The organism is Brevundimonas vesicularis NBRC 12165, from assembly GCF_001592205.1.
Taxonomy (GTDB): Bacteria; Pseudomonadota; Alphaproteobacteria; order Caulobacterales; family Caulobacteraceae; genus Brevundimonas; species Brevundimonas vesicularis.
In genome coordinates, this window is sequence record NZ_BCWM01000026.1 from 18,281 (window position 1) to 40,072 (window position 21,792).

The window sequence follows — 21,792 nt, forward strand, 5'->3', positions numbered from 1 at the left end:
ATCTAACGCATGGTTCAGAAGAGCACGCATCGCCTATCGCGACTGTTGTGATGGCAGCTTTCAATGTTGAAAAATATATTGAGAGCGCGCTCAATTGCGTTCTCCGCCAAACTATCGGCGATTTGGAGATCATCGTCGTTGATGATGGCTCTACAGATGGAACACGAGACATAATCGACAGCGTCGCTGTGCGAGATCGCCGCATACGACTTCTGTCCGGCTTCGGCACCGGTCCAGCAGGCGCCCGAAACCTTGCGATCGCAAAGGCCCGCGGTCGATGGATTGCGATTGTGGACGCCGACGATCTGATTGATCCGGATCGCCTGGAACGCCTGGTCTCCATCGCCGAGACAAGGGGCGTCGACGCTGTCGCCGACAATCTTGTCGCCTTCTACGAGGCGCCCGGCACGAAGGATCATGTCTGGATCGATCCCTCCGTCTGGCCGTCTGAGCGCAGACTGACCTTCGCCGACCTCATGATGGGCGGATTGAAGGGCGCGACGCAGCCGGAAATCGGTTATCTCAAGCCTGTCATCCGACGCTCACGGCTGTCGGCTCTCTCAATCCCGTATCGAGACGAGCTGGTGATCGGCGAGGATCTCGACCTGATGGCGCGGTGGACAGCCGCAGGGTTCAGTTATCTCTACCTGCCGCAGCCTGGATACCGCTATCGCCGCCATGCCTCTTCGCTCTCTTACCGCCTGTCGCCGGACCAAGTCCAGGGCATGATCGACGCCCTGGACACGCTCGATGTGAATGCGCCGTGTCATGACGCGCGAAGCGTGGCCTTCAGACGGTCCGTTCTCGTCGCAGAAAAAGCCTATCAAACGAATCTGGCTCGCCTGAAATCTGGCGAGCTCGCCGCCCTCGCGTCCCTTGTGATCGATCCTGAAGGTCGCAGGCGATTGGCGCGATCAATCAGCGAAGGGGCGGTCCGTCGGTTGAGGAAGGCGCGCGGGAAACTGTCGAAGCATCGGGCTTAGAGGCGATATAGGCCTCCAGGCCGGGTTCGATCCGGCCGGCGATCAGGATCAGAAGACCACGCAGGATCGCATTGACGCGATGAAGGGGCGGACGCGCGCCCGGCGTCGCCTGGAAGATCAAGGCCTTGGCGAAGTTCTCCGCGATCGTTTCGGGCGAAGCCTGGAGTTTGCGTCCGGCCAGAAGCTCGCCACGGTCGAGAGGGGCGGTCGTTTCCCAGATTCGGCGGCGAACCCGCTGGATCGCCCGTTTGAGGGCGAGTTCACGCTTCAGATAACCCGCCCTGTCGCCGAGGTTGCGCGTGGTGGTTTCGCCGTTTGAAGCCCAGGCCGCCAAGGGCGTCAGCGCGACATAGGCGTCGTCCGAAATCACCAAGGTCCGCAGATATTCCTGCAGCGAGGCGTTGCAGGGCATTCCGATTTCGAGATCGGACTTGGCGCGAACCGACCAGAAGAGCGCTCCGTTCGAGACGCCGATGCCCGACAGGGCTCCAAGTCGGATATCGGAGGCCGCCTGTCGGCCTTCGCGATAGGTGCGCTCGAGAATGCCGAAGGCCGAGACCTCTCGCCCTTTTCCGGTCAGATCGTAATCGATCACCTGATTGCGCAGAATGAGCTCGACGCTTTCGCGACGGCTCAGGGCGATGTTCTCGGCGATAAACCCGTCGAACACATAGTTGTCGTCTTCCAGGACGAAAAAGAACTCGGCGCCGTGGGGGTTGGATCGATCGAAACAGGCATCGATATTCCGTGACGCAAACCGCTGAGGCGCGTTGGCGTGGTAGTGGATGCGCGCGTCCCCAAGCCCCGAACAGACCGACTCGCCGCTACACTGCGGATCATCGTCAAAAACGTCGCAGACCCAGTCCGACCACGTCTGGGATTGCAGAGACTGGAGGGCGCGCTTCAGAAGTTCCGGTCGGCGGTACGTGGGCGTGCGCACATGCACGCGGCCTTCCGTCAGGGGGCGCTCAAGCGACGGATTCATACTGAGCTCCACGGGTCGAAGATCGATCGGGTTCGGGGCCGACCTGGCCGTTCTCTCCCTCCATCATGCGCGACAGCACCGACGCGGGCGATGCGCGGAGTTCGCGATAGGCGCCGGCTTCGACGAGCCTTCCGCCATCGATCGCGAGCACCCAGTCCGCAAAGCTGATCATTGACGGCCGATGGGCGATCGTGATGACGGTCATCCGGCCGCGCAGACCCTCGATGGCTTTGGCGATCAAACCTTGGTTCTCCCAATCCAACGCGCTTGTCGCCTCATCGAGGATCAGGAGTTGAGGCTCCATCAGGAGCGCACGCGCCAGCGCGATCCGCTGACGCTCGCCGCCCGAAAGTCGCGTCCCCCGCGGCCCGACCACCGTGTCCAGTCGGAAATCAAGACGCCGCACGAAATCGCCGGCCTGGGCCATGTCCAGCGCGCGCCACATGGCGGCCTCGTCGGCGCCCGGTAGGGCGATTCGAAGGTTTTCGCGGATCGTGTCATGCATCAGGAAGACATCCTGGGGCACATAGGCGACGGATCGCCTCCACGCTCTGACGGCCTGGCTGTCGAGCGCGACGCCGTCAATGCGGATCTGGCCGGCGTCAGGCTCGAGCAAGCCCAGGATGAGGTCTCCGATCGTGCTTTTTCCGCCGCCGGACGGACCGATCAAGGCGGTGATCCGCCTTGCGGGGACGGCCAGGAACAATCCGGAAAGGATCTCGGCCTGCCCCGCGCCATAGCGAAAACTCACGTCGTGGAACGTCAGCATATCTTTCAGAGGCAGGGCGGAAACGCGTCCCTGGTCAGGTTCGGCCTCCTCGCGGCAGGCTTGTGTCAAACGCTGCACCTGATGAAAGCCTTCCAGATTGGTCATGAGTTCCTGGAGGTGGGATTGGATGGCCGTAAAGCGCGGCGCGATTCGCATAAACAGGAAGATCATGACGATCAGCTGCGCCATGGGTACGCGCATGACGGTCAGCGCGACCCAGACAAACAGGCTGACGCCAAGGGCGCTCATGATCTGGAACAGCGCGCCCGCGAGAGAGGCAAGGCCCATGTAGCGATGGAACTCGGTGCGCGCGTCCGAGAGGTCGTTGTCGAGGCGGCGCACGTATCTGGGTTCGGCCGTGAGACTTTTCACGACCTTCAAACCGCCGAGAAAGGCGTCGACGGTCCGCAACTGTCGCTGTTTTTGAGCCGTCACCACCGTGCCATAGACGGATGATCGCCGACGCAGGGGCGTCAGAAGGGCTAGGAATGACAGCCCGACCCCTGAAGCCACCAGCGTCATCGTCGGCGAAATGATCAGCGAGATGCCTGTGTAGATCGACAGGATCACCAGGGTCTGCAACAGCGCCAGCAGGTGATTGAGTGACACATGGACCCGATCAATCTCGGATGTCAGCGCCTGATGAAGGTCGGAGTGTCGACGCGCGGACAGGAAGCGCCACCGCGCGCCCCCGATCGCCGAGAACAGATTGATGCGAAGGCGATCGACCACCTCGACAAGCAGATCGGCCATATAAAGGGTTTTGGCGCGCATCAGCAGGGCTTGCGCCGTGATGACGGTCGTCAGCAGAATCAACGCTGTCGCCAGGCCCATGCCGATCGTCACGCCCGGCCGTCCTGTCAGGAGCTCGGGAACGGGAATGGAGACGGAAGTCGCCCCCGGTCCCAGGAGGGTCAGGAGCGGAACGAGCAGCAGGATCGACAGACCTTCGGTCAAACTGCCCAGGATGAGAAACAGCGCAGCCGGGCCGGCGCGCCGTTCCGAGGCGCCGAGTACGTAACGCGCGAAGGATAACACGCCAAGAATGCCGGACGGCTTGGCGGAAGTCATTGCTGAGCCCCTGCCTCAAGGGTCGACATCCGGCCTTCGAGCCAGTCCGGCAAATCCGCCAGGGCGTCCAGATCATCGGGCACGATCATCCTGAAGACGGGGACCGCTCGACTGAGCGCGGCGCACTGTCTGAGATGGTCGGCGGCCGCGCCCCCCGTGATGAGGTCGCGTCCAAATCGCGTTGCGTACGAGAACCGCATCAGGGCCTTGAGCGCGTCGGCGCCGCCGAGCTTCACCAGGTCGAAGCGATTTCCGCGTTCGAGAACGAAGGCGGCGCTGGGCGTTCGGGGCGTCGTGCTGAAGGCCCCGTCCAGTCGAAGCAGCGTCTTCTCGAAGTCCGGATGCGGTCGCGCCATGAGCGAGGCGTCCAGAACGACGGCGTTGCTGGCCTCCCGGGTGAGCTTCACCTGGGGAAAGGCGGGGTGAAGACGCGGAACCGCGTCGATTTCCAGAGCGACGATATCATCCGTCAGAAGCGTTTTGCCGGCCCTGATCAGGGTCGCGGCCGTCGTCGATTTTCCGGCGCCCTTGTCTCCGAGAAAAATGGCGACGCCGGCCTCGAGCGCGACCGCGCTGCCATGGAGCGTGAGATGGCCGCGCCGTTGAAGGAAGACGCCCATGACCGGCCCGAGAAGGGGCAGACTGACGAGGGCTTCGTCGATATCGGCACGCGGTCGGTAAACGATTTCATCACGGCTGCGGATCCAGAAATCTCCGACATCGCGCCAGCTGAACCAGGCTTGATCGCCTTCAAAACGAAAGGCCGCCGCGCCCGGGCCTTGAAGAATATGCGGCGCGTCCCCTCGCACCACCGTCAGATCCGCTGCGCGCGTCTCCAACGAGGGCTCCAGTTCTCGCAGTCGGATGTCTGACTCGATCAGAAGACCGAACGCGAAATAGCGCCAAAACGCGGGTGGTGGATCAATGCGGGACATGTCAGCCAATGGCGTTCAAGGAACGGGCCGCGGGTTGTGGACGCGCAGCCAAATCGACCAGAGGCCGATCCGCCAGAGCATCTGAAGATCGGCGCCGCTGACGGGATGGCGGTCGTCGTCTAGACGAGCCCGCAGGGCGAGGACGCGATCGACATCGAGATAGGGTGCGAGCGATGCCCGCGCGGCTTCGATCGCCCTTGAACTGATGATTGCGCTGCGCTGCAGCCCCAGACGCAGCTGCGCCGAAAAATCATGCTTGTCCCTCCGCCACAGCACCTCAGGCGGCAGGATTCCGGCCATGGCCTGTCGCAGGATCAGCCGTGTCCATCCGCCCTTCAACTTGGCGCTCGGCGGCAAGGACATGGAGTAGTCGATGAGGCTGCGGTCCCAGAACGGACAGCGCGCCTCGACCCCGGCGTCCTGCGCTTCTCGATCCAGAACCTCCAAGGCGAAGACCTGCTGCGGCTCAAGGAGCACGGCGTGTTCGGCCGTGCGACCGTCGCTTGGTCGTGGCCGCCGACGACGCGTGATCTCCTCCTCGATGCCTGATTGCGCCCGGAACGCTTCGGCGAGCAAATCGAGGGCGTCGCGCGGGGCCGCCCGTCGTCGCGTCAATCGCCGCGCGACGGACATTACGGCAGCCAGCTTGTATCGGCCCGGTCCGTAGGCGCGAAACAGCGACCAAAGCATCGACGACGCCTGTTCGCCGTAGAGGTCAGCCACGCCCCGCAGCTCGGCGTAGAGCGTGATCCATCGACCGGAGCGCGCCAGGTCATGCAACCGACCCAACCCCTTCGAGACCACTTCGTCTCCCCCGTGGCCATCCAGCAGAAGAGCGCCCTCTCGGGCGTCCTGATAGAGGGGTCTCATCATCAACAGGTTCGGAGCCGCGACGGGGCCCGCATGACGCCGCAGGGCGTCTTCGGCGCCGGCGAAGGGGTCATAGCCGGCGACATTCCTCAGGTGAACGTCGAACGGCGCCGCCTGCACGACGGCGTCGATGTAGGGTCTCTCGCTGAGGGCCGGATGGCTGTCATCGACAAGCGACAGCGTGCGGACTGGGCCGGTGACTTCGCGCGAGGCAATCATCGCCAGAGTCGAAGAGTCCAGCCCGCCGCTCAGAAAGCAGTCGACGGTCTTCTCGCCGGCGCAATGCCGGGCGACAGAGGTTCGAAGAAGCTCGGCGAACCGCCGGATCTGGTCCTCCGGGGCGTCCGATGTCGCCTCGGGCAGAGCAAGGCGATCAAAGCATTCCAGCTTGATCACGCCATTGGACACGATCACCGCCTCGCCGGGCGGCACGCGCCGAACCGACGCGCGCATTCCCGCATCAATGGGCGCAGGTCGGCCGGCCAGAAACTCCGCCACGCGAAGCGGCTGTAGGGGCTCGTCGCCATAGAGAGGCGCAAGGCCGCGCTCTTCCGAACACACCGCAAAGCCCCCGTCGGTCTGGCGGTACACCAAGGGCCTCGCGCCCAAGGCGTCGCGCGCGCAAATCAGGCGACGGCGCTCGCCATCCCACAGGATGAGCGCGAACTGGCCTTTCAACTCAGCAAATCCGGCGACGCCGCTGGTTTTGTAAGCCTCGAAGATGATCTGGTGATCCCGGCGTCCCGCCCGCTCGGCGCCGTCGTCGAGCCTGCCGTCGAAAACCAGCACCAGATTCCCGTCGATGCAAACGCCCTGGCCTGCGCGCGCCGCATGGTGACCACAGGCGACGGCGAGATCGGCCGTTTCGGCGAAGGTCGATCGGTGAGACGCCGAACGGGGTCCCATCGCATCGAGAAGGGCCGAGACCTGTTGCGGCCGCGCGCCCCAGACCGCTGCGAGCGCCGTCAAGAGCGAGCACCGAGATCGGTCAGATGTGAGAACCCCTCAAGGGCCTCGTCGTCGCCGACCACGATCCTCTCGCCCGACAGCACCCACGCATGAGCCTGGATCCGGCCGGACGATCCCCGCCTTACGCCGATCCGGACCGTTCCGGCGTAACCTTGAAGCGCCAGCAGGACCTGCGCCGCCAGCGCCTGCGGAAGACAGGTCGCGCCGAAACTCGCGCGCGCCGCCTTCGCTACCGCCCAGCGGGTCCGCGCGATCACCCAATCTGGGGCCGGCGCCGTGCGCGCCGCCGGGAGGACATGTTTGACCATGCGGTACGGCGCAAGGCGGAGTGCAATCCTGAAGATGATCAGGAACACCCACGACGCCGCGAGATAACGCCATGTCGCAAGTCTTGCCCCGGCATATCGACTAGCCATTTCGTCGGGCCACGCCCGCATCGCAGAACTGGACAAGCAGACGATCGATATCGGCCCGACACGCGTCCGGCTGAACGTCAAAGGCTTCCGCGACCGCATCGACGATATCATCAAGGGTCCGGGACGACTGGATCTGGTCCCAGACGAAGCTCCCGACTGGATTGAGCCCATAGTACTGGCTCGATCTCAGATCGAGCAACGCCGCTCCACCGTCCACCTCGCTGGCCACCACCTCCGGGTCGGCCACATAGGTCTCGTTCATCGCTCGGACTCAATCGCTAGGCGCAAAGAAATACGGCGGGACCCCGAAAGATCCCGCCGGTTTGGCTTCTAATCTCGAATGGCGCGGCTGCGCCAGTCGATCAGGAGAAGGTCAGCTCGCCGAACGGGGTGCCGGTCGGGAAGGTCGCGTCGAGCTGCGAACCGCGCGAGGCGCCTTGCGTCAGGGTTTCGAACGAACCCAGCGACGTCATTTCGGGGGCTTCATAGGGAGTCTTGACCGTGGTCATGGGTTTCTTCCTCAAGATGGATTTGGAACAGCATTCATACCTCTTTAACGATACGGCTCAGGAGTCAAATGGAAAGCGAACAAAGTTCTCACATCGAGACCTCGAGACTGCTAAGTGTTGAGTTGCAAACACAGTTTTCCCCTCTCACGCGTATTTATGCCCCTATCGCCCTCCGCACTGAGCCCAAGCGCCACAGACCGCCAGCTGCTGGCGGCGCTGCCGTTGACCGCGCAAATTCTGCGCGCTTGGGCGCGGGGCGGTTCTGAGATCGGGACCATCGATCCTGGCCATGGCCCAGCCGCAGCCACGCTTCTGGCTCAGAACCGGATGCTCGGCCTGACGGGCGATCTGTTGATCCAGACCGTTCCCACGGCTGCAGTCATCGAGATCGTCCAGGGTTTTCGTCGCTTGACCGCACAGATGAATGGGGCCGGTCTCCTGTCAATGCGGCGGTTGATGACCGCCATGCGCGGGCTGACGGACCCTGTCGTGGTCTATAAGGGTGTTGTGCTGCAGCAGCATCTCTACGGCACGCCGTTCGCCCGCCCGGCGTCCGACATTGATATTCTGACCCGGCCGTCGGCCTATCGCGCTGTATCGTCTCACCTGCAGAGGGCGGGCTACGATCTGGATCGCCACACGGACACGCTGTGGTGGAGATGGTTTTTGGCTGAACAGCAGTTCCGCGATAACGCCGGGTCGCAGACCGTCGATCTCCACCATCGCCTGCAGCAGCCCGGATGCCCGATGCCGCGGCGAACCGAGCGACTGATCGCCTGCGCCTACCCCACAAGCTTCCTCGGCGGTGAGGTTCTTACTTTCCGTGACGACCATGCCCTTCTCGTCGCCGCGATGAGCGTGGCCAAGGCGCTCCATCACAGGGAGCCTGCGGGTCGGTATGTGAGCGACGCCGAACGTTTTCTGCGCCGGTTGTCGCCGGAGGATTGGTCCCGTCTCGACAAGGAAGCGATCGATATGGGTCTGGGCCGCACGCTGGACCTGGCGGTTCGGTGCGTCGACGTGGTGTTTGAGACCATACCCCCGGGCCAGCGACGCGACATTCTTCCGAAAGTGTCGGACGTTGCTCTTCGGGACATGGTCCTTGCTCCGGGTCAGGCGCGGTGGATTCGCCGGCGCGAGCTCCTGCGCGCGCTTTGCGACAAACCTTCAGACGTCATCTCGGCATGGATGCTGATGGCGGCGAGCGAGACCGCCCGTCGCGCGTCCGGCGCCGCCCCCGCCGACGAGGGAACGCTGTGAACCCGCCCACCACCGCCTCGGCCCAACCGCGGATTCTGTACATGGCGCCGGATCTCAGCGACCCAGCCGTCGCACGCCGCCTGACCATGTTGAAGGCAGGCGGCGCCAAGGTGACCGTGTCTGGATTTCTGAGAGGGAACGCCTCTCCTCCGCCAGCCGACTGGAAGGCGGAAAGCCTCGGGCGTACGCAGGACGCGGCGCTGGGACAGCGCGCGCTCATGGTGGCGTGGCGACTTCTGAATCCCGTGGCGCTGCGGCGAAGAGTGCGGTCACAGGATGCCGTCCTTGCTCGCAATCTCGAGATGCTGGTTCTTGCCTGGTGCGGCCTGCTGCTGGCGGGGAGCGACGCCAGACTGTGTTACGAGGTTCTCGACATTCACCGCGTGATGCTCGGCGACGGGCTGAAGTCGCGCCTGCTGCGCCGCGTCGAAGCGGCGTTGTTGAAACGGGTCGATCTGCTGGTGATCAGCTCCAAAGCGTTTGATCGCGCCTATTTCCAGCGCCTGCAGCCCCTGCCCGCGCCGAGGCTGCTTCTGGAAAACAAGGTCTTGTCGCTGGACGATGCGCCGGCGTCCACTCCGCCGCCGCCGCCGCCGCAGTCGGAGGGCCCGCCATGGCGGATCGGCTGGTTCGGAATGTTGCGATGCCGGCGCAGTCTGGAACTCCTGGGTCGATTGGCGGCGAGCAGACCCGGACTTGTGCAGGTCGATCTGCGCGGCCGTCCATCACCGGCCGTCTTCGGCGACGACTTCAGCGCGGCCGTGGCCCAGTGGCCAGGATTGACCTACCATGGGCCGTACAAGGCCAGTGATCTGCCCTCGGCCTATGGCGCTGTTCATCTCGTCTGGGCGATCGACTTTTATGAAGCCGGACAGAACTCGGACTGGCTGCTGCCCAATCGTCTCTATGAAGGCGCCGCCCATGGTCGGCCGTTGCTGGCGCTGCGAGGCGTTGAAACCGGTCGCTGGCTCGAAGAACGCGGGGCGGGCATCCTGATGGATGATGTCGAAAGCGAGCTTGAAACAACCCTGGATAAGATGTCTATGGAGCGCTATCGATTGTCCCGTGACGCGGTGGACGGCCTTGCCCCGGCAGACCTGTTCGCGACTCGACGAGACTGTCGAGAGCTCGTTAAAGCGCTGACGGAACTACCCGAATGACACCCTCCGGCCTTCTCATGGCCATCCCCTGCCTGAACGAGGCGGCGCATCTGCCGCACCTCATTGAATCGATCATCGAGGACGCCTCGCCGAACGATCTGATCGTGATCGTGGATGGCGGCAGTACGGACGGAAGCCGGGAGATTGCGTCAGACTGGGCCGCCCGAGATTCAAGGGTCGTTTTGTTGGCCAATCCGGCGCGTTTTCAGAGCGCCGGTCTCAATCTCGCCGTCGAGCGCTATGCGGCCGATCGCCAGTTTCTGATCAGGATCGACGCTCATGCGGCCTATCCGCGCCACTTCGCACAGGCCTTGATCTCGGCCGCGACGCGGACACGCGCGGATTCCGTCGTTGTTCCAATGCGGACAGTCGGTCGCGACTGTTTTCAAATCGCCGCTGCGACGGCTCAAAACTCAAAGATCGGCGCGGGCGGATCGGCGCACCGCATTGGCGGGCGCAGCGGATGGATCGATCACGGTCACCATGCCCTCATGCGCGTGGAAGCCTTCAAGCGGATTGGCGGATACGATCCGACCTTCACCCACAATGAGGATGCCGAATACGATCGACGCCTGACCGAAGCGGGAGGACGGATCTGGTTTCAGGGCGACTTGCCGATCGACTACTATCCTCGCCGCTCCGCAGCCGCCCTGTTTCGCCAGTACGTCAATCATGGTCGAGGCCGCGCGCGGACGACGCGGAAGCACCGTATGGCGCTGAAACCTCGTCAACTGGCTCCGGCGCTTGTGCTGCCCGCCGTCGGCGTCGGGATCGCGGCCCTGCTGGCCGCGGTCGTCTTCAGTCCTCTGGCGATCGTCGCAGCCCTGCCCGCCCTGCTTTGGGTTCTGGTTTGCCTGGCAGGCGGCCTGCAGGCCGCCCGTTCTGCAAAGTCACCGGCATGCGGCTATTTCGCCGGTGTCGCCGCCATGCTCATGCACCTGGGCTGGTCGTTCGGCTTCCTGCAGGGGCGGTTTCTGACGAACCGGTGAGCCGCCGTCGCCCGCGCAGCCAGACCTGCTCCGCGAGTTTGCCGACGAGTTGCAGGGACGCCTCGGGATCGTGAAAGGCGCTGAGCGCGGCGCGGAAATCCCTCGCCTTCACGGCATCGATGAGCCGTCGCCACTGAAGCCGGTTATCGATATCCCGCCAATGCCGGCGGATGTTGCGATGCTCCGCAGGGGTCAGCGATCGGATTTTTGCGAGCTGAGCCGTGCAGTCACGCAGGATGTGCAAATCATCGATCGAATGCCGCCCGCTGAGCGAGTCGGCGCGGGTCAGGGCGACGTAGCCGCAAGCCGGACCGAGCCGCAGCCGTCCCCCGTGGGCCAGCACCTGCGCGTATAGCAGAAAATCTTCTCCCAGTCGCATCGGCTCGGCGTAAGCCAGACGGTGTCGGCGAAGAAACGGCGTCGACATCAGAGGTTTGATGAAACCAAGTTCCTCCCGGTGACGGCCCGGTCGGCTGACGTTGCCGTCGATGAAGACGTCAAGCGGAACCGTGACCCAGGGTCCGGACCGACCTTCGAAAGGCATGCTCTGGGCGGAGGTCAATTCGCCGATGGAGGCGACGCGCGTGATCGCATCCGCGACCATTTCAGCGCCGTCCGCCTCGGCGAGAAGACGCGCGAGGCGTCCAGGGACAAAGACATCGTCGGCGTCCAGGACGCAAACCCAAGCCGCCCGAGTATTTGAAAGCGCGATGTTACGGGCTCTGGACGGCCCGCCGTTCACCGTTTGTCGGACAACCCGAAGCCGTCCCGAGCCGTCGTCGCACGTTTCTGCGAGCTTGGCCGTTTCGTCAGTCGATGCATCGTCAATCACCCAGACCTCGATCGCCTCGGGCTGCGCCAGCGCGCTTTCGATCGCAAGCCGGACCGTCGCGGCCGCGTTGTAGGCCGCGATGATCACGGCGACGGACCCGCTGCGCGGGGAGTCAGACTGTGTCTGCATGCGCCAATCCATCCCTGCGCCGACGCCGGAGTTTCCGCTTCCGAAAGGGCCTCTCGGCGATCGCGACTTGGACGCCCAGAAGGAACGACCAGCATAGGGCGACAGCCGGGATCTGGAGTGCGAAATCGGTCATCCCATGGAGCAGAATGACGGAATCTGCAAAGAGCAACGGCAGCAACAGGGGCGCAGATCGGGCGTCCAGGCCGCGAATGGCCGTCAAAAGGCAAGCCCCGATCGCCGCACCCATCGGCAAGGCTGCCGCAAGCCCGCCTTCAGCCAACCACTGGAGGGCCCAGTTATGCGCGCTCTGAATGTTCCACAGCGCCTCGTAGCTTTGAGGTGTGAGGCCAAGCTTGGTCACCAGTGAACCGGTCCCAAGACCGGCGCCGAACAGCGGCGCATCCCTGAACGCCGAAGCGTAGATCTTATAGATCGCCGCACGATCAGCCGCCGCTCCCCCGATGCCGCCAAGTCTTCCCATCACACCGTCTCCCGCCTCGATGAGCGCAAAGGCGAGGACGATGAGACCGGCGCCGCCGAGCCAGAGCCGACTTCTTGCGCGTTCTTCGGTGGGGCGCGGCCAAGACAAGTAGAGGCCCAGAAGGCTGAGCGCGACCACGGCGAGACCAGACCGGGACTGGGTCAGCACGAGCGCCAGGATCATGAGCAACAAAGCGCCGCCCTGTACGGCGAGGGTCCATCGACCGCCCGCTCTCAGCCTGACGCTCTTCACACCCAGGATGCGACCTGCCGTTACGACAGCCCCGACGCCAACGACCGTCGCCGCCGTGTTGGGGCTGAGAAACGGCGCGCCCAGACGGGCCTGCCCGCCTTCCAGAACATAGAGGATCAGGCTCCAGCCGGTCCATACCGCCGTGCCCGCGATAAAGGCGTCGAGCACCTTGATTCCGGCCCGAAACCCGGAAATCGCATAGACGCCGGTCAGGAAGGCGCAGGCCAGGCCGAGCAGTTTGGCGATTTCGACAAGGGTGTGAACAGGCGCGATCGAGAGCGAATGACCGCCGACCGCCCGATAGAGCCCGACACGGACCGAGGGGTCGGTCATTGGAATCACGGTAGCGACACCGACGCACAAAACCACAAAGAACGCAGCCGCGGGCAAGGCGAGTCGACGCAGGGGGACGGGACCGCCGACGCCGCCCCACGCCGCAAAGGCCAGAAGGGCGAAGAGGCCGGTCATCACCAAGGCTTCAGAGGCGGACACCGCGCCGCCGATGAAGAAGCCGGCGAACACCATCGCCAGCGCTGCGCGGCCGAGCCAGATCGCACGGACAGGCGACCGTGGAACGGGCGAGGCCAAGCGGCGCATCAGTTTGTGTAATAGCCCTTATAGGCGGTGTAGTAGTACCCGGGATCACCATAGCCGTAGCGGGCCTGCTCCTGAACATCGACCTGGGTCAGGACCGCGCCGGCGACCGTGGCTTCGGACTGTTCCAGCGAGCGCAGTGCGGCCTCGGCGGCCTTCGACGGCGTCTTGCGCCAACGCGCCAGGAACATCACGGCGTCGGCCTGACTGGCCAGCACACGGGTCTCGGCGACGGCCAGGACGGGCGCCGTATCGAGGATGACCATGTCGAAATCCTCGCGAAGACGGCTCAGGAGCGCTGTCATCTCGGCCGTATTGAACACCTCGCGAGGCGTGAAGTCTCGCTTGGCGACAGGAAGCACCCATGCGCCTGACGCCTCCCCCTTCAGCAGGACCTCCGCCAGCGGCTTGGAGCCGTCGAGCACATCCAAGAGTCCGAAATCCGCGTCCACGCCGAGCAGCCGGCTGACGTTGCGGCGGCGAATGTCGCAGTCGACGATCACGACCTTGAGGCCGGCCTGCGCCGCCGAGATCGCGAGGCAGACCGCAGTCGTGGTCTTGCCTTCTCCCGGGAGCGCGGAGGTTACGACGACGACCTTCGCCGCCGCGCCGAGTTTGGCGTACATGATCGATGTGCGCAAAGTCCGGAAGGACTCGGCGAAGGCCGAGAGCGGACGATTGAGAAGATACTCGGTCGGCGCCATCCGCCGATCCTTCCGGTCCGCCGTCGACATCAACAGCGGCACGGCGCCCAGCATGGGCAGGCCGAGACGCCTTTGCACGTCCTCGCTCGTGATCAGCCCATCGTCCATCAGCTCGACGATGACGACCGCGGCCAGACCACATCCCAGGGCGAGGATGAAACCAAGAACCAGATTGACCGGGACGTTCGGCGAGCTTGGGGCTCCGGAGGCGCGCGCGGCCTGCAACATCCGGCTGTCGGCTGTTTCATTTCCGGACTGGTTGGTTGTCTCCTGGTACCGTTCCAGGAGCCCTTCATACAGCTTGCGGACGCTTTCCGCATTGCGCTCGAGCTCATTGAGCCGGACGCTGGCGGCGTTGTTGCTGGCGAGAGCGCCCCTTGTCTGGCCGAGGGTGGATCGCAGCGACGCCGTGCGGTCACGCGCGACCTGAACGCGGGCCTCCAGGTTCGAGATCACGCGCTGAATCTCAGCCTGGATCTGGCCGTCGATCGCAGCCAGCTCCTGGCGAGCCCTCACCAGCGCGGGCCAGTCCGGGCCATACCGCGCCTGCAGATCCGCGACGCGCGCGGCTACGGTCGCCCGCTGCGCGCGAAGGCTGCCCACCACCGATGACTGAAGCGCCTCACCCACGTCGCCGCCTGACGACCCTCGGGCGAGCTGACTTCTCGCCGCGCGAAGCCGGGCCTCCTCAACCGCCTGATCCGCTTGCGCCGTCGCGAGTTGCTGATTGTAGGTCGAGACCTCCTGCTCTGTCAGGGTCGCCCCGGACGACGTCAGCAGGTTGTTGGCGGACCGGTAGGATTCCACAGCGGCCTCGGCTGACTGAACCTCGCCGCGAAGCTGGTTCAGCCGATCTTCCAGGAAAGTATTGGCCTGACGATTGGCGCCGCCTTTGTCGGAGACCTGATTGGCGATGTACTGGCCCGCGAAGGCGTTCGCGATGCGCGCGGATTTTTCCGGATTGAGCGAGGTGAAGCTTACGCCGATGATATAGGTCAGCCCCATGCGCTGAACCTTCAGCCCGCCTCGGAGCGCCGAAGCCGCGCGCTCCCGGCCCAGCCGGATCTCATCCGGGGTCGTGGGGGGGGCTGGCGGCGCCAGGGATCGCCCCTGGACGCGAGCGATCAGGGCGCCGAGTCCGCTGGGCTTTCTGAGCGCCCAGTTGAACTCCGGATCATTTTCGAGCCGCAGCACTTCGGCGACCTGCCTGGCCAGGTCGCGGGACTGCAGCACCTCGACCTCGGAGTCCACGACGCCGGTTTCGGCCGGAAGATTGGACAGGACCTGTTGCGTGTCCAGAACCTGCGACTGACGCACATTCAGCATCACCTGCGCCTGAGCTGTATAGCGCGGCGTCGCCCGCGCCGTCACCAAGAGCGCGGCCAGAAACACGAGCAGGGCCACAGCGCCGAAGAGCCTTACCCTGCGCCGGAAGATATTGATCAGATTGCGAAGACTGAACGTCTCGGCGGCCGAGGATGGAAGAGACGGGACACCGGATTCGGTCATGATAGCCTAGGTTGATCGCTTACGGCGTCAGTACTGCAGGACGAGAGACAGAATGAGGCGATGAGCATTGTAGTCGTTGATGGCGGAGGTCCCGGAGGAGTCCCGGGTCTCGTAGGCATAGCTTCCCGTCACCCCGACCGAGCGATTGAGGAGATAGGTCGCGCGGAGGCCAGCATAGTATGTGTCATTCTGGCGATCGAGCGTGTCGAACTCTTCAACAAGCGTGCCAAGTCGGCCCTCGACGATGACATTGCGGCGAAACTCATAGTCGACAGTCGCCTCGACCCGCGTTGTCAGAATACCGGCGGAGCCGACGATCCCGGAGTCCGCCACACTCCGGTTCGCGCTCAGTCCGAGCGTAATCAGATTGGTGATGAAGTAATCGAGCCGACCTCTCGCGCTGAAGCCGTCGAGTTGTCCGTAAAGGGGATTATCGAATCGTTGCGAGATGTAGCCGACACCCACGTCGCCGCGCACAAGCGCGCCGAGCTCGAAGTTCGCGCCCGCCAACAGGTTCACCCCATCCGAATCCCGGAGCGGCGTCAGCGCATCGCCTGTGTCGAAACGCCGCTGATTGCCCTCGATCTGGAAGAAGACGGCCGTCGCCGGGCTGATCGCGTAATCGGCGCGCAGCGACGCCGTCGTCGTGGTCTGATCACGCGTGTCCTGCGGAACGACGACGCCGCTGACGGAGATCCCATCTTTATAATCATAGGCCTGGACGCCGGCGGTTCCGACGAGGCGAAGCCTGTTGAAGGTCCACGTGCTGCCGAGGGCGCCGCCGTAGCGATCGTACTCGATCGGCTCAGCAATAGACGCCGGCGTGTTGGACGCCGTTCTCGGCTCCACCTCGCGCGCGTAGTTGAGGTCGGCCCGAACGTCCCGTCCCCGCTGGATATCGTAGCGTCCGGCGCCCCCGATCGCCCAGGTGCCGGTATTCTCGGAGTCGTTGTCCACATAGCGCGTGATGCGGCCTCGCACATATCCCGTTACAGAATGACGAGCCCAATCGCTCTCGACCTCGACACTCGGATCCACGGTGTAGACGGTGTCGGAGAGTTCATTCGTTTCCGACGCGAGGACATTGCTGTCATACCCGACGTCCGCCTGGACCTTCGGATAGGCCAACCACGCCCCGGCACGCACGCCGAGCGCCTCGTACTCGGGATGCGGCCGATCCTTCACCGCAACACCACGATCTCGCGAAAACAGATCCACGGCCTGGGCCTGAGCGGCGTCGGCCGCGCCAACGGCAGCCGTTATGGTTCCCAGCCCTGCGACCAGGACGGCTTGTTTGAAACCCATCGTCATTTTCCCCGAACCCTTAACTCTCAACCGCCGATCGGGGACCGATAGTCCGCGCCGCCGCTCCCCGTCCCCGTAGTCGGCGGCGGGACGGCCACGCCGCCTTGGCCGACCGTGGCGGCCGGGCCAGAGCCGATCGCCCGCTCGATGCTCGACGCGACGCTCGACATTCCGGCGCATCCCCAGCGATTCCAGACCGTCTGATCGAAAACGCAGCCCTCCTCGGCGATCGCCAACCGCACAGAGGCGAGCGCCTGCGCCGGCGCCGCGTTCGCCGTGACGAGAATGTCGGCGAGCGTTGCAACCACGCCGGCTTCCTGGGGATCACTCGCCGAAGACGTCCGCGCCCGCTGAACGGCCTGCCGGATCGAGGCCGTCAAGGCCGGAGAGGGCGCCGCAGACGCGGTCGTCTGGCCGCGAGCGGGTGAGATCGCGCCGCCGGCCGCGATGGCGGCGACGAGACCCGCGACACGCAGATACTGGATCATGGTTCAGTCTTCCGTCAGCCCATTGATCCGTCGCGATACACGTCTCTGACGCAAAACCCAAGACCGCCGCTATCTCAGGCTGGACAAATCCAGACATTTCATCCCTTTTGCCAAGTCCGTCGTCGGGGTGCGGACCCATCATCGTCGAAAACAGAATGACACGCGAAGAATTCGCACGGAGATGGCTGACGCCAGGCGGTCACGCGCCCCAGAAGAGCGCGCCTGTCGGCCAGGTGCGGCTGACTGATGCGCGCGCCCGCGTTTTCCGGGAAAAGGCGCCAGCGCCGGTTCCGCTGGTCCAGGCGGGACGCGCCTTGCAGAAATGGTCTCTGATCGCTGTTGGGGCTGGCGTCTTCTTCGCCGTCATGGCCGCAGTTCTCGTCAAGCTGGGACCTTACGTCAGCGACTACGCCGCCACCTACCTCACCCCTCGCTAGGCGCCCTGATCGGCGGCTGCGACTGCGACGCCCGCATCCGGTCGAAGAGCAGTGCAGCCACCATCCGGCCTGAGGGATCCGATACGGTGTCGGGAAGGCCCCTCATGGCCCAGCCATGTCGAGGAAAGGCCGCCGCGAGTTCGGCCGTCGCCGACTCCCGGACATCAGGCGGCAGCCCTCCCCAGTGCTCGAACACGAACCTCAGACGCCAGGCGGTGGCGTCGGAACCGAAAGGCTCGATCCGGTAGCTCTGACGAATGGCCGCGATCGCCGCCTCACTGAGCGCCGGACGACGCAAACTCTCAACATAGGCGCGTGACAGTTCGGGTCCGGCGCTCGCGGGGGCCCACTGGGCCTGCCAGGCCAGTTTCGAAGCGAGGGCGTCCAGCGCCGGCCCATCGCGAGCCTGCCTGGGCAGCTCCGGCGGCGACGTCCGTAGCAGCGTCACCGCGGCGAGCCCGGCGGCGCCGAGCGCGCAGAGGGCGCAGAGGGGCACGCCCCACCCGTCCCTCGACGCTGCGGCTCTGACACTTGAGCCGACGGCCGCAAGGAATTTCTTCCATGGGCGCCGATAGCCGACCGTTCGCCTGCGTGATCTGGTCATTGTCGCTGGAGAACTACGCCTCGCAGCGCAAGAAGGCAAAGCCGCACGCCCTCTCCGTCGTGAAATGGGGACACCGAGCGGCGACATCGCGACATTCGATGTCGGCGCGGCGTTCGCTTTCGCAAACTATTGTGCGTCGGATTCGTCTTGGAGGTTGAGATTCATCGCGCTTCGGATGACGATGGATCCATGTCCAAGATCGTTCTGAACCGCCGTCTCTTTGTCGCTGCAGGCGCGCTGTCACTTGCGGGATGCCAGTCGGTCCCTGTCGCCGATGATGCAGCGGCGGCGGAGACCCGCACGGTCGGCGACTATCAACTCGACGCCGGAGACAAGATCCGCCTCAACGTCTTCGGCGAAGAAGAACTCTCTGGCGAGTTTGTCGTGAGCAGCGCAGGGCTGCTGTCCATCCCGCTCGCGGGCGACATACCCGCCAAGGGTCGTACGATCCAAGAGGTGCAGCGCTCGGTCGAGGCGGCGCTGCGCGCCGGATATATTCTGAATCCGCAGGTCAGTGCGGAAGTCTTGACCTATAGACCGTTCTACGTCCTCGGAGAGGTCAACAAACCGGGCACCTACCCCTATGCGGCAGGTCTCACCGTCCTCAACGCGGTCGCCACAGCCGGCGGCTTCACCTATCGCGGCGATACCCGGCGCATCTTCATCCGGCGCGACGGCAGCCAGCGCGAAGAGGTCTACAAGGTGACGTCCACGCTACAGGTCGCGCCTGGGGACACGCTACGGATTGCTGAACGCCTGTTCTGACACCTCTCCCGGATCTGGCACGCCACCTGCTCGGTTTCAGGGTCGTCGCGAGGCGATGGCTTGGAATAGGACGTCGGCCGATGGATGAGCACCATTTCAGTGTGAGGTCTTATGACCGTGCGCGCCAGGTCCGGATCTTCGGCTCGATCTTCATCGGCGGACTGGCGATCGCGATCGGCATGATGTCGATCGTCGCGTCAGACGCCTGGACGTCACGCTTCGAGCAGGTCTTCGAACCGCTGCCGGGCCTCCTCTATGCGCCGCCGACACAGGACCTCGCGCTGACGACTGAAGACAATCCGGTTCCGCTGACGTTCCAGGCGATCGATCGGAGCGACGCCTATCGCTACAATGCCTCAATACCTGTGAGCAAAGAGCCCCTGGAGCCGGCTGCGCCGTTTGTGCTGCCGTCATCATTGAGCCCGATCGAAAGGGACCGGGCTCTGAACTGCCTCACCCAAGCAGTCTATTACGAAGCGGGATCCGAGCCCGCGCCGGGTCAGCGCGCTGTCGCCCAGGTGATTCTCAACCGCATGCGGCATCCCGCGTTCCCGTCCTCTGTCTGCGGGGTCGTCTATTCAGGCTCGCAGCGCGTCACAGGGTGTCAGTTCACCTTCACCTGCGACGGCTCCCTGTCGAGGACGCCCTCCGCATCCGGCTGGCGCCGCGCGCGGCTTGTCGCCGAGGCGGCCCTGTCCGGATATGTCGAGACTTCGGTCGGCCAGGCGACGCACTATCATGCGCTCTATGTGGCGCCATACTGGAGTCCCTCTCTGGTCAAGGTGGCCAACATCGGAGCCCACACCTTCTACCGGTGGAAGGGATGGAACGGAAAGCGCGCGGCTTTCAACAGTCCTTACGCTGGAAGAGAGCCGATCGTGCGCGGCCGGACCGCAGCAGATGTGGCTGCGGATGCAGCTGCGGCCTTGCCAGCGCCGGCCCTCACCGAGATCGACACCCGACCCGTGGACCCGCCTGAGGCGCCCCGCATCGCGCCGTCGCGTCCGTCGGCGATCGTGATCCCCGAAATGCCCGTCGCCCCGCCCAGTTCAGCACCGGAGGTTCCGACCGCGCCGACGGCGAGCCCGCCTCGGTCGGTGCAGACGACCCCACCGCCACCCGCCGAGGCCGTGACCACGACGCCAGACAACGACCGCCCTCGGCGCCGAGTGGCGCGTCCAACGTGGTGACGCGGTTACAGCAGGAGGAAGACCGGCGACAGGATCAGGCACCACAGAAACGTTGAACTGATCAGGATGAAGGCGAGGGTGCGCCGAGGCGACCATTTCTGGTCGCACGCGTCCGCCGTCGAAAATCGCCTCGGCGCTGGTCCTGACAAGGCATCGACAGAAAAATCCGACATGGTCGCTCCAGCTTCTTCCGCCGTTTTGGACAACAGACGTCAACACTGGGCGAAGAGAAACGGTTAAGGCCCGTTAGGTCTGCGCGGCGTGCCAGTTCCAGGCGCTGTGCACGATGTCGTCCAGCGAGCGGATCGGCCGCCAATCCAGCCGCTTCGCCGCCAGTCTGTTATCAGCAACAAGACAGGCCGCGTCTCCTGGCCGACGCTCCGCCACGGCGACGGGGAAAGGCGAATTGGTCTTTCGGCGGATAGCGTCCACCAGTTCACGCACGGTAGTGCCCTCGCCGGTCCCCAGATTGAAGGCCGTCGTCTCGCCGCCTGCGAGGAGATACTGGAGCGCCCTCACATGCGCATCCGCCAGGTCGAGCACGTGAACATAATCCCGCACGGCGGTGCCGTCGCGCGTCTCGTAGTCTTGGCCGAAAATGGTGAAGCCGCTGCGAAGCCCCAGCGCAGCCTGCAAAGCCAAAGGAATCGCATGGGTTTCCGGGTCGTGGCGCTCTCCGATGCGGCCGTCGGGATCGGCTCCCGCGGCGTTGAAGTATCGCAAGGCCACCGATCGAAATCCTGAGAGGGCGTCGAAATCCGCCAGAGCCTGCTCAACCATCAACTTGGTTCGGCCGTAAGGATTGAGCGGCGCCTGGGGATGATCCTCGCCCATCGGCAGAACCACCGGCGCGCCATAGGTGGCGCACGTCGATGAGAAGACCATTTTGTCGATGCCGCCGCGCCGCGCGGCCGCGATCAGGCTCAGACTGCCCGAGACATTGTTGTCGTAGAAACGACCCGGCTCCAGAATCGACTCGCCCACCTCGATCAAGGCTGCAAAGTGCAGGACGCCGACGGGACGGTGGCGGCCTATGACCTCATCCAGTCGCGCGCCATCGCGTATGTCGCCGACTTCCAGCGGCCCCCACTGGACGGCTTCCGCATGTCCGTTCGACAGATTGTCGTAGACGACCGGGATGAAGCCCGCTGCAGCCAGGGCGAGGCAGCAATGTGACCCCACATATCCGGCGCCGCCCGTGACAAGCACGGTCCTGTTTACCGTCGCCGTGCTCATCCCAGATCATCCTGTCGCCAGTCGCCGCTGGGGCGCTTCTATCAACTCTTGGGTAAATCGCCAGTGGGACGGGCAGGAGGATCTCCACTCCGGCGCGGGCGGTCCACGACCGCCATGGCCGGACCGATGGTTCCCCGCTTGGCTTCGGCGGACGATCGGCGCAGAGCCTCTTGAGAGGGACCGGCCGAAGAATGAAGGGGGCCTGAACAGGTCCGCTGGCCCCGCTGGAGCCTGCGACGCCTCTGGCGCCTCGCCGGTCGCGCGTAACGGTATGGACATCTGGAACAGCCCTGATACGGAGACCCTCCCCCCCCAGCGAACAATGCTCGCTCGCAACAGATCGAACCGCC

General features: G+C 64.5%; 21 protein-coding genes. 7 read left to right on the top strand and 14 right to left on the bottom strand.

The genetic code is table 11. From position 1 onward, the window contains the following. Positions 1-50: 50 nt before the first annotated feature. Positions 51-983: a glycosyltransferase family 2 protein gene (locus BVE01S_RS15775; RefSeq protein ID WP_169802133.1), complete on the top strand. Its 933-nt coding sequence runs from the start codon at positions 51-53 to the stop codon at positions 981-983. Here the strand turns inward: BVE01S_RS15775 and BVE01S_RS15780 are convergent. From BVE01S_RS15780 to BVE01S_RS16940, 7 genes are all read right to left on the bottom strand, one after another. Further along, positions 919-1,968, bottom strand: coding sequence for a glycosyltransferase family protein (locus BVE01S_RS15780; RefSeq protein WP_066629634.1), 1,050 nt, complete (start codon positions 1,966-1,968; stop codon positions 919-921). The two genes, BVE01S_RS15775 and BVE01S_RS15780, sit on opposite strands and share 65 nt — an antisense overlap. Beyond that, a complete protein-coding gene (locus BVE01S_RS15785) occupies positions 1,952-3,775 on the bottom strand; it encodes an ABC transporter ATP-binding protein (RefSeq protein ID WP_169802134.1) in 1,824 nt (607 codons plus the stop codon). The genes BVE01S_RS15780 and BVE01S_RS15785 overlap by 17 nt, the downstream gene beginning before the upstream one ends. Before the next feature lie 29 nt (positions 3,776-3,804). Then, entirely contained in the window at positions 3,805-4,743 is a 939-nt protein-coding gene (locus BVE01S_RS15790) for a phosphoenolpyruvate carboxykinase (ATP) (RefSeq protein WP_066629638.1), read from the bottom strand. Between the two features lie 15 nt (positions 4,744-4,758). Next, a complete protein-coding gene (locus tag BVE01S_RS15795) occupies positions 4,759-6,582 on the bottom strand; it encodes an asparagine synthetase B family protein (RefSeq protein WP_066629640.1) in 1,824 nt (607 codons plus the stop codon). Next, positions 6,579-7,109, bottom strand: a complete 531-nt coding sequence (locus tag BVE01S_RS15800; protein ID WP_084375464.1) for a lasso peptide biosynthesis B2 protein — start codon at positions 7,107-7,109, stop codon at positions 6,579-6,581. Before BVE01S_RS15800 ends, BVE01S_RS15795 begins: the two co-directional genes overlap by 4 nt. Continuing rightward, positions 6,991-7,260 (bottom strand): PqqD family protein, encoded by a 270-nt coding sequence (locus tag BVE01S_RS15805; RefSeq protein WP_066629651.1) that lies wholly within the window; start codon positions 7,258-7,260, stop codon positions 6,991-6,993. Before BVE01S_RS15805 ends, BVE01S_RS15800 begins: the two co-directional genes overlap by 119 nt. Before the next feature lie 100 nt (positions 7,261-7,360). Further along, positions 7,361-7,507, bottom strand: a complete 147-nt coding sequence (locus BVE01S_RS16940) for a lasso RiPP family leader peptide-containing protein (protein ID WP_157076490.1) — start codon at positions 7,505-7,507, stop codon at positions 7,361-7,363. 222 nt (positions 7,508-7,729) lie between these two features. On the opposite strand from BVE01S_RS16940, the gene BVE01S_RS15810 reads away from it, so the two are divergent. The 3 genes from BVE01S_RS15810 to BVE01S_RS15820 are packed head-to-tail and all read left to right on the top strand — an operon-like array spanning position 7,730 to position 10,916. Beyond that, the gene (locus BVE01S_RS15810; RefSeq protein WP_169802135.1) at positions 7,730-8,767 is read left to right on the top strand and encodes a nucleotidyltransferase family protein; all 1,038 of its coding nucleotides are present in this window, start codon (positions 7,730-7,732) and stop codon (positions 8,765-8,767) included. 41 nt (positions 8,768-8,808) lie between these two features. Next, positions 8,809-9,927 carry a glycosyltransferase family protein gene (locus BVE01S_RS15815; protein WP_066629693.1) on the top strand — a complete coding sequence of 373 codons (1,119 nt, stop codon included), beginning with the start codon at positions 8,809-8,811 and terminating at the stop codon, positions 9,925-9,927. Next, complete coding sequence (locus BVE01S_RS15820; RefSeq protein WP_066629656.1) at positions 9,924-10,916, top strand: glycosyltransferase family 2 protein; 993 nt, start codon at positions 9,924-9,926, stop codon at positions 10,914-10,916. Before BVE01S_RS15815 ends, BVE01S_RS15820 begins: the two co-directional genes overlap by 4 nt. Here the strand turns inward: BVE01S_RS15820 and BVE01S_RS15825 are convergent. Genes BVE01S_RS15825 through BVE01S_RS17075 form a run of 5 tightly spaced genes read right to left on the bottom strand, consistent with a single transcriptional unit; the run spans position 10,858 to position 17,210 of the window. Next, positions 10,858-11,877: a glycosyltransferase family 2 protein gene (locus BVE01S_RS15825; RefSeq protein ID WP_066629659.1), complete on the bottom strand. Its 1,020-nt coding sequence runs from the start codon at positions 11,875-11,877 to the stop codon at positions 10,858-10,860. The two genes, BVE01S_RS15820 and BVE01S_RS15825, sit on opposite strands and share 59 nt — an antisense overlap. Further along, positions 11,861-13,198, bottom strand: coding sequence for an O-antigen ligase family protein (locus BVE01S_RS15830; RefSeq protein WP_169802136.1), 1,338 nt, complete (start codon positions 13,196-13,198; stop codon positions 11,861-11,863). The genes BVE01S_RS15825 and BVE01S_RS15830 overlap by 17 nt, the downstream gene beginning before the upstream one ends. Before the next feature lie 8 nt (positions 13,199-13,206). Continuing rightward, positions 13,207-15,417 (bottom strand): GumC family protein, encoded by a 2,211-nt coding sequence (locus BVE01S_RS15835; protein ID WP_066629665.1) that lies wholly within the window; start codon positions 15,415-15,417, stop codon positions 13,207-13,209. A gap of 27 nt (positions 15,418-15,444) precedes the next feature. Then, entirely contained in the window at positions 15,445-16,728 is a 1,284-nt protein-coding gene (locus BVE01S_RS15840; protein WP_066629668.1) for an outer membrane beta-barrel protein, read from the bottom strand. 20 nt (positions 16,729-16,748) lie between these two features. After that, positions 16,749-17,210: a hypothetical protein gene (locus tag BVE01S_RS17075; RefSeq protein ID WP_066629670.1), complete on the bottom strand. Its 462-nt coding sequence runs from the start codon at positions 17,208-17,210 to the stop codon at positions 16,749-16,751. Between the two features lie 155 nt (positions 17,211-17,365). On the opposite strand from BVE01S_RS17075, the gene BVE01S_RS15850 reads away from it, so the two are divergent. Next, entirely contained in the window at positions 17,366-17,647 is a 282-nt protein-coding gene (locus BVE01S_RS15850; RefSeq protein ID WP_066629672.1) for a hypothetical protein, read from the top strand. Here the strand turns inward: BVE01S_RS15850 and BVE01S_RS15855 are convergent. Next, entirely contained in the window at positions 17,634-18,095 is a 462-nt protein-coding gene (locus tag BVE01S_RS15855) for a hypothetical protein (RefSeq protein WP_157076491.1), read from the bottom strand. The two genes, BVE01S_RS15850 and BVE01S_RS15855, sit on opposite strands and share 14 nt — an antisense overlap. 345 nt (positions 18,096-18,440) lie before the next feature. On the opposite strand from BVE01S_RS15855, the gene BVE01S_RS15860 reads away from it, so the two are divergent. Then, on the top strand, positions 18,441-19,016 hold the full coding sequence (locus BVE01S_RS15860) for a polysaccharide biosynthesis/export family protein (protein WP_066629676.1): 576 nt from the start codon (positions 18,441-18,443) through the stop codon (positions 19,014-19,016). A gap of 80 nt (positions 19,017-19,096) precedes the next feature. Continuing rightward, entirely contained in the window at positions 19,097-20,206 is a 1,110-nt protein-coding gene (locus BVE01S_RS15865; RefSeq protein WP_066629678.1) for a cell wall hydrolase, read from the top strand. Positions 20,207-20,452: 246 nt separating this feature from the next. On the opposite strand, the gene galE is transcribed toward BVE01S_RS15865, so the two are convergent. Continuing rightward, on the bottom strand, positions 20,453-21,442 hold the full coding sequence (gene galE, locus BVE01S_RS15870; protein ID WP_066629681.1) for a UDP-glucose 4-epimerase GalE: 990 nt from the start codon (positions 21,440-21,442) through the stop codon (positions 20,453-20,455). Positions 21,443-21,792 lie beyond the last annotated feature (350 nt).